This window comes from Aliirhizobium wenxiniae (assembly GCF_019511445.1).
Classification (GTDB): domain Bacteria; phylum Pseudomonadota; class Alphaproteobacteria; order Rhizobiales; family Rhizobiaceae; genus Neorhizobium; species Neorhizobium wenxiniae_A.
Map to the genome: position 1 here is coordinate 100,450 of NZ_JAEUAN010000005.1, position 14,331 is coordinate 114,780.

A 14,331-nucleotide genomic window follows, 5' to 3' on the forward strand; every position below is an offset into this window, starting at 1 on the left:
GATGCCCTACATCAGGAATTGAATATGAAGACGGCCGTGATGGGCGGAGGTGGAGACATGTGCCTCTACCCCGAAGACGTCGGCAATCATCTTTTCGGTCAGGATTTCGGCGGGCGGTCCACAGGTGACGAGTTTTCCTTCCGACAGCACGGCGATGCGATCGCAGAAGCGGGCGGCGAGGTTGAGGTCGTGGATGGCGACGACCGTGGTCACCGACAGATCCTCGACCAGCCGCAGGATGTCGATCTGGTGCTGGATGTCGAGATGATTGGTCGGCTCGTCGAGGATAAGGACGGACGGTGACTGCGCCAGCGCCCGGGCAAGCTGGACCCGCTGCCGCTCGCCGCCCGACAGCGTATGCCAGAACTGGTCGCGCCGGTCGGTCAGCCCGACACGGACGAGCGCATTCTCGACGATCTCGTCATCGGCACCGGTCCAGAGGGAAAGTGCGGAGCGGTGCGGTGTCCGCCCGAGCTTCACCACATCGAGCACCGTGACATTCGCCTCGGTCATCGAATGCTGTTCGACGACGGCGACACGGCGGGCAAGCTCGCGTCGGCCGAAGCCGGAGATCTTGCGGTTGTCGAGCATGACGTCGCCCTCGGCCGGAGCCCTGAGACCCGCCAGGAGACGGATGAGCGAGGATTTGCCCGATCCGTTCGGGCCGATCAGCCCGAGCGTCTGGCCCGGTTCTACCGACACGGAAACGCCGTCGACGATAACCTTGCGGCCGGCAAGCCAGCGCACCGCATTGGCAGCAAGCATGGAATGAGCGCTCATGCGCCCCTCCTTGCCCGGTAGAGGATGACCGAGAAGAACGGCACGCCGACCAGCGCCGTGACGACGCCGATCGGAAGCACCTGCGGCGCGATGATGATGCGCGAGACGATATCGGCAACCACCATGAACAGGGCGCCGACAAGGGCGCAGGCGGGCAGGAGCCGCATATGTCCCGGGCCGACGATGAAGCGGGCTGCATGCGGGATGACGAGACCGACGAAGCCGATCGCGCCGACCATGCTGACCATCGTGGCGGTCATCAGCGCGGTGACGAGCAAAAGCACGACCCGCACCCGCTGGACGGCGATGCCGAGCGAGCGGGCGGCGTCTTCGCCGAAGGTGAAGGCGTCTAGGGCGCGGGAATGCCAGATGCAGACGACAAGCCCGATGCTGACGACGGAGGCGGCAAGCGCCACATCCGGCCAGCGCACCCCGGCAAAGCTGCCGAGCAGCCAGAACATTACGCTGCGCGCCTGTTCGGCATTGGCCGAGGTTGAGACGATATAGGAAGTCAGCGCATTGAAGAGCTGCGAGGCCGCGACACCGGCAAGGATCGTCCTGTCCGCCGTCTGCCGCCCACTGGCGAGCATAACGACGAAGGCGAAGGCGAGGAGCGCACCGGCGAAAGCTCCTGCCGACAGCGAGATCGCGCCCGCACCAAAACCGAGCAGCATGACCGAGACGGCACCGGTGGAGGCGCCAGCCGATATGCCGAGGACATAGGGTTCAGCCAGCGGATTGCGCAAGAGCGACTGCAGGATCGCGCCGGACAGCGCCAGGCCAGCGCCACAGAAGGCGGCAACCAGCGAGCGCGACAGGCGATAATCCCAGATAACCGCTTCCTGGATACGCGGCACGGCGATATCCGTGAGGCCGAGACGGTTGGTCACCGCAGCAGCCGTTGTCTTCATCGGAATGGTCATCTCGCCGATCGCCACGCCTGCGGTGATCGCGACGAGAAGCGCGACGAGCACCAAAAGGACGCCGGCAGTGCCGGCGGCCAATAGCCTGATGCGGGATGGCGTCACTTCAGCAATCCAAAGCTTTCGAGGGATGTCGCAACGGTTTCAAGCCCGTTGATCGTGCGGATGGTCGGGTTCATCGCCTGGGCGTCCATCTCGACGATATGGCCTTTTTCGACGGCATCGAGCTTGCTGACGACCGGGTCCGTGGTGAGGAACTGCCTCTTGGCAACCGGATCATCGGCAGGCTGGTTGCGGCGGTCCATCGTGCCGATAACGATGACCGTCGGATTTTCGGCGGCAATCGCCTCCCAGCCGACCAGCGGCCATTCCTGCTCCGATGCGACGATGTTCTTCGCACCGAGAACCTGCGTGATGTAACCGGATGCGCCGTTTTTGCCGGCCACCCATGCGTCACCGGTGATTTCCGGCGAGGAGAACCAGTAAACGAGGCTGACATCCTTCGCCTTGTCGGCGACACGTGCGCGTACGGCAGCTTCGCGCGCCTTGATCTCGGCAATCAGTTTTTCACCGCGATCGGCCACATCGAAGATGCGCGAAAGCTCGTCGATCTCCTGATAGAGAAGCTCCATCGAGAACATCTTCTTGCGCGAGCCATCCGAAATCGCATTATCCGTCACCGCGCAATCGGTGGGAGACACGTAGCTCGGTACGCCAAGATCGGCAAACTGCTGGCGCGTGCCGACACGGCCCTGCGGCCCGACAGAGGTGAGAAACTGGGCGGCAATGAAATCCGGCTCACGCGCGACAACCGCCTCGAAATTCGGCGTGCTGTTGGCGATTCGGTGAACCTTCTGATTGTCGGCGGCAAGCTCCGGCAGAACCGGCGAGACCCAGATGGCGCTACCGGCCATGCGGTCGGCAAGGCCGAGCATCAGCAGGATTTCGGTACTGTTCTGGCCGAGGCCGACGGCTTTCTGCGGAGCCTTGTCTATGACGACATTCGAACCGCAATTCTCGATCGTCAGCGGGTAGGCGGTCGGGGCGGCGAATGCCGTGGAGGTGAGGGCGGTGAGGGGAAGCGCAACAAGAGCGGCGATCAGGCCGTATTTCATGTCCAGTCCTTTCGGATGACGGATGAGGTGCCGGAAACACCGCCCGGCCATATGGCGGGCGGTGCAGGCGGCATGGCCTAGTTCGCAAGTCCGAAGGACTGGATGCCCTTGGCGAGCGTCTCGATGCCGTCGATCGTGCGGATCGTCGGGTTCATCGCCTGCGCATCCATCATCACAAAGCGCTTGTTCTTCACCGCATCGAGCTGGCTGACGACGGGATCGCTTTCGAGGAAGGAGACCTTTACCGCCGGATCATCGGCAGCGTAACGGCGGCGATCCATCGTAGCGATGACGATCACGGCTGGATCGGCTTGAACGATGGTTTCCCAGCCGATCATCGGCCATTCCTCTTCGGTCGTCACCACGTTCTTGGCTCCGAGCGTCTTGAGGATATAGGCGGGCGCGCTGTTCTTGCCGGCGATATAGGCTTCGCCCTTCACTTCCTTGCTGGAAAACCAGAAGACGATCGGCAGGTTCTTCGCCTCTGCACCCTTGATCGAGGCGACGGCGGCAGCTTCACGCGCCTTGAGGTCGGCGATCAGCTTGGCCCCGCGGTCCTGGATGTCGAAGATCTGCGCCAGTTCGGCGATCTCCCGATAGATCAGGTCCATCGTGAACAGTTCTTTGCGCACCCCATCGCCGCCTTCAAGATTGGTCTTGGCGACGCAATCGGCCGGAGAGATATAGGTGTTGACGCCGATATCGGAGAACTGTTCGCGCTTGGCAACCGAGCCCATCGGCCCGACATGCCATTCGAATTCTGCAGCTACGAGATCCGGCTCAAGCCCGACGATGGATTCGAAGCTCGGATCGTTGTCGGCGAGCCGTTTGATCTTGGCATTGGCCTCAGCATATTGCGTCAGGACAGGGCCGACCCAGACGGCAGTTCCGGCGACCTTCTCGGCAAGGCCGAGCGAGTACAGCACTTCGGTCATGCCCTGGCCGATGGAGACGATTTTGCCAGGTGCCTTGTCGAAGGTCACCTTCTGTCCGCAATTCTCAACCGTCAGCGGATAGCTGGTCGGGGCTGCGAATGCCGTTGCGGGAAGCGTCGCGGTGGAGACCGCAAACAGTGCGGCGATCAAGCCGAGTTTCATGTCCTGTCCTTTCGAAGGAAATGGCTTTGCCGGGATGAAAGGCAGGACGACGCACGACCGCAATTGCAGTCTGCATCAAAATGGCGGGCGACAGGGTCGCTTGCGTCATATCATTCTCCCGCCGGAACACCTCGTCCGGTATTGGTTAGGCCTTAAGCTGACGGCAGGTCTCCTGACTCGCGGCTCGAGCGCCCTCCATCTCCTTCCCGGTCAAAAGACCAGTGGCTGTGACGAAAGGCTCGCCGCTTACAGTTGCGAGGGCAGTCGCGGGCTCAGTCAAAAAGACCTCACCGCGTTCCCTTTTCATCTGCGAATGCAGAACCGTAGCGCACTCTTGATAGGAGACGTACCGAAGCTTGTCCAGTGAACTTGCATGACGAGTTGCTTCCAACGCGACGGCTTGACAGCATCTCGATCACATGGATACGTAATAGTATAACGTAACCTAAGGCGCAACGGACATTTGAAATGAAAAACAAGCTCCCCGTCACCGTGCTCTCCGGCTTCCTTGGGGCCGGAAAAACCACCATGCTCAACCACATCCTCGCAAACCGGCAGGGAATGCGCGTGGCCTTGATCGTCAATGATATGAGCGAAGTGAATATCGACGCAGCCCTTGTCCGCGATGGCGGCGCCAATCTGTCACGTACCGATGAACAGTTGGTGGAGATGACCAATGGCTGCATCTGTTGCACGCTGCGGGATGATCTCCTGAAGGAGGTGCGCGCACTCGCCGAGCAGGGGCGTTTCGATTATCTGCTGATCGAATCGACCGGTATAGCGGAACCGCTGCCGGTAGCGGCAACCTTCGATTTTCGCAATGAAAACGGCTTGAGCCTATCGGATGTCTCTAGACTGGATACCATGGTGACGGTCGTCGATGCCGCCAACCTCCTGAAGGACTACGGCTCTGCCGATTTCCTTGCCGATCGTGGTGAGACGGCGGGAGAGGGAGATAACCGCACCATCGTCGATCTTCTGGTCGAGCAGATCGAATTCGCCGATGTGGTCGTGCTGAACAAGATCGGCACCGCGACCCCGGACGAACGTGATGCCGCGCGAAAAATCATCGTGGCGCTCAATCCCGATGCCAAATTGATCGAGACGGATTTCGGCAAGGTGGACCTAAAGGATGTGCTGGGCACCGGCCGTTTCGATATCGACAAGGCGGAACAGCACCCGCTCTGGTTCAAGGAACTGCACGGCTTCAAGGATCATGTGCCGGAGACGGAGGAATATGGCATTCGCTCCTTCGTCTATCGAGCAAGAATGCCGTTCGATCCTGCCAAATTCCAGAATTTTATCGACAGGCCATGGCCGGGTGTCGTGCGTGCCAAAGGCTTTTTCTGGCTGGCGACGCGGCCGCATCTCGTCGGCGAGATCAGCCAGGCGGGCGCTCTGGTCCGCACCGGCCGGGCCGGGCTTTGGTGGTCGTCCGTGCCGAAGGAACGCTGGCCGCAGACGTCGGAATTTGCCGCCATGATGAAACCCTATCTGGATCCCGTCTGGGGCGATAGGCGGCAGGAAATCGTCTTCATCGGCGCCGATCCGATGGACGAGCGAAGCATTCGCGCGCAACTGGATGCCTGCCTGGTGGATGCGCCTGCCTTCGCGCCCGAACTGTGGAAAGACATGCCCGATCCGTTCGTCAGCTGGGAACGCAAGGCATCCTGACATCAGGATATCCTGTCGGCTCTCTTGATGAGAGCCGACCTTTGCCGACGACGTAGCCCATGCTCATGCCACGATCGTGGGAATATTCCGCTCGCTGCCACGTTACTCCCCATGGAAAGCGCAGGCTGAACTGTTCGAACACGGTCGACAGGTCAGTCTGTGTTGAGCAATCCAGCAACAGGGTGTCCTGATCAGGTAGACCCTTTATCGGCGATGCACGAAAATTTGACACGAAAATTGTGACAGTCGTGTGAAGCTTGTGTGACGCCCTAGTAGATCCGGGAGGTCTGCGTGTTCAGAATTTCATTATATGTCGCCGTTGTCCTGATATTTTTTGGGCTGATATTGTTTGTTGTCGGCCTATTCTACCCTGTCCTATTCATCGAGGACGGTTTAATCGAGACTGCCGGTGCGGCACTCTTCTTTGCTGCAGCCGTCGTCTCGCTCTACTGCCTGATCGCCGGAAGGAACACGTGCAGTCGGTTGGAGACAGTGGTGACAGTGCTTCTGGTCCCCGCCTCGCTCGTTCTCGCTCTGAGCGAAATCAGCTTCGGCGCCCGGTTGGGCCTGCTGTCGCCGCCTGCAATGTATGGGGGAGGCGAATTTGACGGAGGGCATGACGCTCTCATTCTCATCCTCCGCCTCATCCGTGACGGGCAGTTGTCCGGCTGGTTCTATCTGATCGTGGCTTTCATCTCGGTGACGGCGGGATGGGCGGCATATCGATGGCGCCATCTCGGGCTTCGTCTGTGGAGCGATATAAAGTCCAACCCGCTTCTGCTCGGCGTGGCTGCAAGCGCATCATTGGTTGCGCTGGCCGTCATTCTGGATCTGAAGACCCAGCGCCACCTGTCGCTTGTCGAAGAGACGCTGGAATTCCTGTCCGCAGCCGTGCTTGTCGCAACGGTCAGCTACCGCAGCCTGGTGTTCAAGCGGGAGGCCTGGCAGGCCAAGCTGCGGGATGTTCCCGGCAGGTCGATCTAGGCCGGTTACGGCAGTGCGTTGGCCAAGGCAACGAATTCCTCGACCGAAAGCGTCTCGGCGCGGCGTTGCGGATCGATGCCCACCTTGTTGAGCAGCGCTTCGCCGCCAACAGGCTTGAGGCTCTGGCGCAGCATCTTGCGGCGCTGGCCGAAGGCGGCATGGGTGATGCGCTCCAGCTTCGCCACATCGCAGGGCAGGGGATTGGTCTTCGGCGTCAGGTGCACGACGGTCGACGTCACCTTGGGCGGCGGTGAGAAGGCCTGGGGCGGCACGTCGAACACCATATGCGCATCGGTCCGCCAGCCGCAGATCACCCCGAGACGGCCGTAGTGATCGTCTTCTTCGTCCGCAACGATCCTGAGGCCGACTTCCTTCTGGAACATCAGCGTCAGGCTTTCCCAGAAGGGAGGCCATTGTCCGTCTTCCGGCAGCAGCCAATTGAGGAGCAGCTGCGTGCCGACATTATAGGGCAGGTTGGCGATGATCCTGACCGGTCCACCATCCGCCTTTTCCGCGGCAAGCGTCTTGAAATCGGTCTTCAGCGCATCGCCTTCGATGACTTCGAGCTTGCCCGGATAGTGGTCGGATACTTCCGCAAGCACCGGCAGCGCGCGGGCATCGCGTTCGACGGCAATCACTTTTTTGGCGCCGAGCGCAAGGATGGATCGCGTCAGGCCGCCAGGACCCGGGCCGACTTCGAACACCGTCACACCTTCGAGCGAACCGGCAGAGCGGGCGATTTTCTGGGTCAGGTTGAGGTCGAAGAGAAAATTCTGGCCGAGCGACTTCTTCGCATCCAAGCCATGGCGCTGGATGACATCGCGAAGCGGGGGGAGGCCGTCGAGTGTCGCCATCAGACGGTCACGCCGAATGCTGGTGTGGCCGCGTCAATGTTCGTTGCGAGTTGTGCCGCAAGCTTCAGCGCTTCGACGAGGCTCGTCTCGCGCGCCACACCCTGGCCGGCGATGCCGAAAGCGGTGCCATGATCGGGTGAGGTCCGGATGAAGGGAAGTCCAAGCGTGACATTGACAGATGTGTCGAAGCCCAGCGCCTTCGCCGGGATCAACGCCTGATCGTGATACATGCAGATCGCCACGTCATAGCGGGAGCGCGCTTCATCATGGAACATCGTGTCCGCCGGAAGCGGCCCGAACACATGCAGGCCTTCTTCGCGCAGCCTGACGATCGCCGGATGGATGACCTGCTGATCCTCAAGCCCGATCGCGCCGTCTTCGCCCGCATGCGGGTTGATACCTGCCACGGCGATGCGCGGCCGCTCTATGCCGAAACGGTTCTTGAGATCCTGGTTGGTGATACGGCACGTATCGACGATCAGATCCTCCGTCAGCGCCGCCGGAACATCCTTCAGCGGGATATGGATCGTGACCGGGATGGCGCGCAGTTTCGGACCGGCGAGCATCATCACCGGCAGATAGGACCGCTTCGTTACGTTCGAAGCCAGGTGGGCAAGGAATTCGGTGTGACCGGGAAACTTGAAACCGGACTGATAGAGAACCGATTTCGCGATCGGGTTGGTGACGACGGCCGAAGTCCGGCCCGAAAAGCAAAGGTCGACTGCCGTCTCGATCGACGAAATCGTGCCGCGGGCGGTTGCCACATGCGGTTCACCTGCCGCGACGTCGACGCCTGCGGAAATCGGAAGTACCGGGATTGCGTTGTCGAAGACCGACGCTGCCGTTTCCGGCGAAGCCTCGCGAATCGGCACATCAAGGCCGAGCATTGCCGCCCGTGATTTGAGCACAACCGGATCACCGATGAAAAGGAAAGGCGGCAGGCCGGTTTCCCGCCGCGCCGCCCATGCAGCCAAGGTGATATCCGGGCCGATCCCTGCGGGATCGCCCTGGGTCAATGCAAGCGGGCGATCGGTCGCCATGGATACTCCGGAATGCTGTGATCAGCGACGGTCGATCTGCGCCTTCTCGCGCAGTTCGTCGAGATATTTCTTGTTGTTGGGGTTTTCGCCACTGCTTTCCGTCTTGCCGAGGTCTTCGGCACGGAAGACGGCTTCTGCGGCAACGTCATCGGAAACCTGGCGCTGGTCGCAGATGGCAAGGAACTCGACGCCGCGCTCGGTAACCTTGGCGGCGGTCGTTCCGTTCTTGGCGTTTTCGACTAGCGGCTTCCAGTCATCCGGTAGGTTCGGCGTCATCACACGACCAAGATCACGGACCGACACGTCCATCATCGTCGCGGCGAAATCCTTGGCCTGATCGCAGCCCGGGAACTTAGAGCGGGAGGCTTCGGCTTGCGCCTTGCGCTTGTTGAGGATCGCATTACGTTTTGCAGCCGGCACGACGAAGATGATCTGCTTGAGGAAATACTCGGTCGTGACCGGTTTTTCCTTGCTTTCCTTCATTCGGGTGACGAGTTCCTGGCTCGACATGCGGCTGCCGCCGCCACCGTAACGGGCGTTGAGCAGGCGCGGCCAGCTCATCTGCACGGCGATGAAGGCCTTGAAATGTTCCGACGTGACGCCGGCCTGATCCAGCACCTTGCCCATCTGTGCGGGCGTCATCTTGTTGCTCGCAGCAAAGCGGGCGAAAGACGCATCCACATCATCGGTGCTGACCGACATTTTTACGCGGGCGATTTCCTGGCGCTTCAGCATTTCGTCGATCAGCTGCTCGCGGGCCGTATTGCTATCGGCCTTCTGGCGCTGCAGGCGAAGAAAAGCCGCGCGACGCGCGACGTCGGCGGTGGTGATTGGCGTGCGGTTGACCACGGCGGCCACGCCGCTGCTCTGGGCCGCGGCCACGATGGGATCGATGACGAGCGAAGCCGCCAGTGCAGTCATGGCGATTGCCAGCCTGCGCGTTCCGATCACTCCAAACATCAGTCCACTCCTCTTGCGCTCGGACTAGTCATGCGACTTACGGGCCGCCTTTTACTATAAGCGTGCCCGAATGCGCAATCGTTGCGGCAAAACCATGACGGCGCCACGGGGACGCCGTCAATTCTGCGCGATCAATAACGGAAAGTCTGCTGCTCGTCGTAATCGCTTGTCGAGCCGATATTGACGTCGCCAAGCGTCCTGAAGCTCAGGCGTGCACCAACGCTCCAGTCGTTCGCCTTGCTCGAGTCGGTCTTCTCGGTATAGGCGATCGTGAAGATCGTGCACTCGTCCGCATAGCTGAAGCCGAGACCGCGACGCGTAACTTCGTTTTCGTCGAGATCCCACGTCGCCTTGCCGGCGATCGACCAGTTCTCGTTGATCCTGAAGCTCATCGACTTTTCCAGGATATTGGTCGACGTCGTCGAACCGTAATCCGGCTGAGCCTCGACCTTGGTGTAGACCAGCTTTCCGGTCACGCGAGGCGTCTTATAGTCGAAGCCCACATCGGTGCGACGGACATCGAATGTATCCTTGTCGAACCGCGTGTTCGTCGACAGGCTGAAGCCCTGCGGCAGGTCGATCGCTGCCATCGCGACGAAGTCCGACACGTCGTTTTCGAGGCCGGAATTGGCACCCGCGTTGACGAGATCGGCACTTGCGAAGGAGTTTTCGCCAGCAATCTGATAGGACTGGCCGAAAATACCGCGCAGTCCGACGCCGTTATCGAACGAACCCGAATAACGGATGCCGACATTGGCGCGCGTGCCGCCTTCGATCCGGTCATAACCGGAGAACTTGTCACGCTCGAACAGGCTGGTCGCATCGAAGACGAAGCTTTGCGCATCTTCGTTCGGCAGGCCACCGGCCATCTGCTCGTCCGGCCGCACATAGAGCTGCGCGATCGGTTCGATGATATGGCTGCTGCTGCCGGCCGTAATCAGGAACGGATAACGGGCTTCGAGACCCGCTGTCGCCATGTAACGTCCGCTCGGATCATTTTCCAGAGAGCCGTCATAAGGGCCGCCAGCGCTGGACGAGGTGCTGCGCAAGCCGTCGCCACGCAATGCCAGCAACGGCGTCAACTGCAGTCCCTGTTCGGTGGTGAAGGTGCGCTTCCATTCCGCTTCGGTGGTGAAACGGGTATAGCTGCCTTCAAGCCCCGGGAAACGGTAGCTGTCTGCGCCAACGAGATAGTTGTCATCTGCCCGGCGGGACAGGTTCGTCAGGTTGGCATTGATCGACAGCTGTCCGCCGAAAACGGGCTCCGGTGCATACCAGCTATAGTCGAGAACCGGATAGACGATCGCCTGCTGGCGTTCCAGGAAACTGGTTTCCGCATCGTCCTGCTCGTCGAAATAGTAGCCATGCAGATCGAAATAGTTCCGCGTGCCAAGACCGGTCAGGTAGACGTCGTTCGTGAACGTCTCCTTGTCGAAGTCCTCAAGATTGTAGGTGCGCGAGAAATTGTTGTCGCTCTGCACCATCACATCCCAGCCGAAGGTCCAGCGTGGATTGATGTGGAACTCGCCCTTGGACGCAGCCATGAAGCGAGTGTCGTCTTCTCGGTCGGCAGTTCCTGCTTCGAACGAATCCGAATTTTGCTGGTTGATGCCGGCGAAGCGGAACGTGTGCTCGCCGGTCTCGAACTTGTTGCGGATTTCGCCTTCGACGAGCAGACCCTGGTTGCTGTAATAGGTCGGCGTGAGCGTCGCATCCATGCTCGGCGAGAAGACATGGTAATACGGGACGCTTATCCCGAAACCGAGATTGTCATCTGCGCTGAAGCGCGGGAACAGCAAGCCCGACTTGCGTTCGACGGTTTCGTCGGGAACGGTGATCGGGAAGGGCAGCCGGCCAAGCGACATGCCGAACAGCTCGAACTGAGCGTTCTCCAGGCGGATCGTATGCGTCTGGCCGTTGCGAACGACGCGCTGAGCCTTGACCTGCCACAGAGGCGCCTTGCCAGGCGTTGCCGCGCAGGGCAGGCAGGCTGTGTAGACGGTGTTGTTGAGCACCATCACGTCGCCGGTCTGACGCTCGGCGCTTTCGGCGGCAAGGCGGGTATTGTCGGTCGTCTCGACGCGCAGCGAATTCAGGAATCCCTGACCGAAATCGTCGGTGACATCCAGTTCTTCGGCATAGACGCGCGTACCGCCCGGCTCGATGAGTTCGATATTGCCGGACGCCATGACGCGTCCAGACTTCTGGTCATATTCGACCCGCTGGGCGACCATGCGGTAACGATTGTAATAAATCTGCACACCGCCACGGGCGGTCACGCGCTGAGCATCCTGATTATAGGTGAGCTCATTGGCGCGCAGAAGCATCTTCGCGTCGTCCGATTGGACAGGCACGAGTCCTTGTGCATGCACGACATCCGCCGTGACACCACATACGAACGCAGACACACCTGTCAGCAGAGCGGCGGCAAGCCGTCTTATATTTCTGCGGTTACTGACCGCCACTAGCCGTCCTCCTGATGAAGCAAGATCGTAGCCCCCACTGCCGTTGCAACGACGACTGGTATCCAGACCGCCACGAACGGAGGAATCGCTCCGCTGCTTCCGAACGCTTTTACAAGCACGCTGACGACATAAAGCACGAAGCCGGAAACTATTCCACCCAGAATCATCGAGCGGGACTGGGCGAAGCGACTGAATTTTAACGAAACTGTTGCAGCAATGAGAGTCATGGCCACAAGCAGGATGGGGAGCGACAGAAGCGAGTGGAATTGGGTTTCCAGCGCTTTGGTTGAGATGCCGAATGACCGGCTGATCTCGATCTTTCGGGAAAGATCAAGGAATGCAACGTTTTCAGGCTGCTCCAGGCTTTCCTGAAGATATTCCTGTTTCAGGTTGGTACGCACCTGTTCCGTGGGCTTGCGCGCGGGAATCTCTCCGGGGCGATTCTCCAGGACGTCGGTAAGAAGCCAGTAACCATTTTCGAGTTTTGCTGTGCGCGCATCCTGTCGCATGGTCACCGCGCCACCCTTGTCGAAGTGGAAAACCACCACGTCGATCAGTTCTGCACCCTGATCCTTGTAGCTCTTGGCGCCGATGATGACGTCCTCATCGCCGCTGATCTGGCGAATCCATGGCACGAACTTGCTGGCTTTGGCGCGATTGCTCGCCTGCCGCCAGTTGGCCTCGACGGAAACTGATTCGCGCTGGCCCCATGCGCCGACCGGATTGATGACCAGGATCGTGAACAGGCCAAGCAGGAAGGAGCCGACAATGAACGGGAAGATGAACTGCCAGACGGAAATGCCGGCTGCTCGCGTGACGACCAGTTCGTAACGGCGGTTCAGCGCGATCAGCACCGTCATGCCGATGAACAGGCTGAGTGTCGGGATCGTCTGCTGCAGGATGAGCGGCAGGCGCATGAGCGTGATGCCCAGGGCGCCGAGAACGCTGTATTCGGCAAGGCCCGAAAGCTTGCGCGTCGTCTCGCTGAAATCGGCGAGCATGATGATCGCGCTCACCCCCAGAAGGAACCAGAAGGCGGTGACGATATAGCGCTGGAAGAAATACCGGCCGAGCGTGGAGAAGATCATGATGCACCTCCACCGGAATTGGATGTTATCTTCAGGCGACGCATCAGCATGCTGTTCATGCGCCCGATGTTACGGGTGATGGTGCGCGGCATGTAGAGCTGCCGGTTGGTTGCCAGCATATAGGAAGAAACAGCAATCGTGACGAGCGGGATCGCATAAACGAGCGGCATGTAAGACGGGCTGCGCTCCACCAGGTTCGTCGCCGAAAAGCCGAGCCAGCGCAAGCCGAAGGCGACGATCAGCGCATAGATCATCGGATGAACGCGCGCCTGGCGATGCGAACGGCTGCTGCCTGCGACGACCAGCGATACAAGGGCAAAGGCAATTGGGTAAAGCCAGTCGGAAAGCCTGCGATGGAGTTCCGAGTAAAACTTGCTCGGGGATCGCTGATAGGCCGGATCATTCGGGTCGGGATTGAGCAGGAATCCGAGGCCACGGTCGCCCGACGACATGGGCAAAGCCTCGCCGTCCGACTTTGTCATGGCCGAGAGATCGAAGGCATAGGAATCGAAGCGGACGATAGAGATGCGGCCATCCGGCGATTTGCGGTGGACCTCGCCATCGCGCATCGTCAGCGACGTGCCGCCCGGATCGACCGAGCCTTCCTTCGCATAATAGATGAGATCGAAATTCGGGTCGCGATAATCGACGACGAACAGTCCCTTCAGCAGGCGGCCCGAATGCCGCTCGGAAATCTGCACATAGAGACCGTCTTCGATGCTGCGGAACGTCTTTTCCTCGATGACCGAAGAAAGCAGGTCGGCATAGGCAGCGGCAATCATCGTGCGCACGCCCATCCGTGATGCCGGCTCGAGGAAGTTCGTTACCGAGAAGGATACGATGCTGAGCGCGACAGCCAGCCCGATGACCGGCTTATAGATGATGCTGCGGCTGGCACCAGCGGCATCGATGACCGGCAACTCCGAATCGTTGTTCATCGCGGTCAGCGTCTGGGTGATGCCGATAACGAAAGCGAACGGCATGACGACCGGCAGGATGGTCGGCAGAATGTAGCTTGCGAGCAGCATGAACGAGCCCATCGACTGGCCCGTGTCCGTGACCAGATTGATACGCCCGAGCACCTGGATGGTCCAGATGATGGTCAGCACCGGAATGAGTGCCACCAGGAACATCTGGAATATCCGGCGCAATATGTAAGTTTCGAGAAGCTTCATTCCCGTCCGACATTGTTGCTGCCGCGCCATCCCTTCGATGACGCCGAGCCTATCTATGTGATCGATGAGGTCTTTGCGACAGATGCCACGTCACAAAAATGTTGGCTAGCCGACTTTTATTTTTTGTTGTGACATTTCAAAACCGCTGACATTCGCGCACAGGTCATAGCACCTTT

The 14,331-nt window shown here is 60.0% G+C and carries 12 protein-coding genes and 1 riboswitch; of the genes, 2 read left to right on the top strand and 10 right to left on the bottom strand.

All coding sequences use genetic code 11. The features are described 5' to 3' along the window. Window positions 1-6: 6 nt before the first annotated feature. From JNB91_RS08100 to JNB91_RS08115, 4 genes are all read right to left on the bottom strand, one after another. The gene (locus tag JNB91_RS08100) at window positions 7-780 is read right to left on the bottom strand and encodes an ABC transporter ATP-binding protein (RefSeq protein ID WP_223218101.1); all 774 of its coding nucleotides are present in this window, start codon (window positions 778-780) and stop codon (window positions 7-9) included. Then, window positions 777-1,808 (bottom strand): FecCD family ABC transporter permease, encoded by a 1,032-nt coding sequence (locus JNB91_RS08105; protein ID WP_220325006.1) that lies wholly within the window; start codon window positions 1,806-1,808, stop codon window positions 777-779. The genes JNB91_RS08100 and JNB91_RS08105 overlap by 4 nt, the downstream gene beginning before the upstream one ends. Continuing rightward, window positions 1,805-2,818 (bottom strand): ABC transporter substrate-binding protein, encoded by a 1,014-nt coding sequence (locus JNB91_RS08110; protein ID WP_220325007.1) that lies wholly within the window; start codon window positions 2,816-2,818, stop codon window positions 1,805-1,807. The genes JNB91_RS08105 and JNB91_RS08110 overlap by 4 nt, the downstream gene beginning before the upstream one ends. A 77-nt stretch (window positions 2,819-2,895) precedes the next feature. Next, window positions 2,896-3,915, bottom strand: a complete 1,020-nt coding sequence (locus JNB91_RS08115; protein ID WP_220325008.1) for an ABC transporter substrate-binding protein — start codon at window positions 3,913-3,915, stop codon at window positions 2,896-2,898. Between the two features lie 144 nt (window positions 3,916-4,059). Next, window positions 4,060-4,256: riboswitch (cobalamin riboswitch) on the bottom strand. A gap of 127 nt (window positions 4,257-4,383) precedes the next feature. Between JNB91_RS08115 and zigA the strand changes: the two genes are divergently transcribed. Next, window positions 4,384-5,589 (top strand): zinc metallochaperone GTPase ZigA, encoded by a 1,206-nt coding sequence (gene zigA, locus JNB91_RS08120; RefSeq protein ID WP_220325009.1) that lies wholly within the window; start codon window positions 4,384-4,386, stop codon window positions 5,587-5,589. 495 nt (window positions 5,590-6,084) lie between these two features. Then, window positions 6,085-6,573, top strand: coding sequence for a hypothetical protein (locus JNB91_RS08125; RefSeq protein WP_220325010.1), 489 nt, complete (start codon window positions 6,085-6,087; stop codon window positions 6,571-6,573). A gap of 5 nt (window positions 6,574-6,578) precedes the next feature. Here the strand turns inward: JNB91_RS08125 and rsmA are convergent, their stop codons facing one another. From rsmA to JNB91_RS08155, 6 genes are all read right to left on the bottom strand, one after another. Then, a complete protein-coding gene (gene rsmA / locus JNB91_RS08130) occupies window positions 6,579-7,427 on the bottom strand; it encodes a 16S rRNA (adenine(1518)-N(6)/adenine(1519)-N(6))-dimethyltransferase RsmA (RefSeq protein ID WP_220325011.1) in 849 nt (282 codons plus the stop codon). Next, entirely contained in the window at window positions 7,427-8,467 is a 1,041-nt protein-coding gene (pdxA, locus tag JNB91_RS08135; RefSeq protein ID WP_220325012.1) for a 4-hydroxythreonine-4-phosphate dehydrogenase PdxA, read from the bottom strand. The genes rsmA and pdxA overlap by 1 nt, the downstream gene beginning before the upstream one ends. 21 nt (window positions 8,468-8,488) lie before the next feature. Then, entirely contained in the window at window positions 8,489-9,418 is a 930-nt protein-coding gene (locus JNB91_RS08140) for a SurA N-terminal domain-containing protein (RefSeq protein ID WP_430736260.1), read from the bottom strand. Between the two features lie 140 nt (window positions 9,419-9,558). Continuing rightward, window positions 9,559-11,892: an LPS-assembly protein LptD gene (locus JNB91_RS08145; RefSeq protein ID WP_220325014.1), complete on the bottom strand. Its 2,334-nt coding sequence runs from the start codon at window positions 11,890-11,892 to the stop codon at window positions 9,559-9,561. Continuing rightward, window positions 11,892-12,980 (bottom strand): LPS export ABC transporter permease LptG, encoded by a 1,089-nt coding sequence (gene lptG, locus JNB91_RS08150; RefSeq protein WP_220325015.1) that lies wholly within the window; start codon window positions 12,978-12,980, stop codon window positions 11,892-11,894. Before lptG ends, JNB91_RS08145 begins: the two co-directional genes overlap by 1 nt. Next, window positions 12,977-14,155, bottom strand: coding sequence for an LptF/LptG family permease (locus JNB91_RS08155; RefSeq protein ID WP_220325016.1), 1,179 nt, complete (start codon window positions 14,153-14,155; stop codon window positions 12,977-12,979). Before JNB91_RS08155 ends, lptG begins: the two co-directional genes overlap by 4 nt. Window positions 14,156-14,331 lie beyond the last annotated feature (176 nt).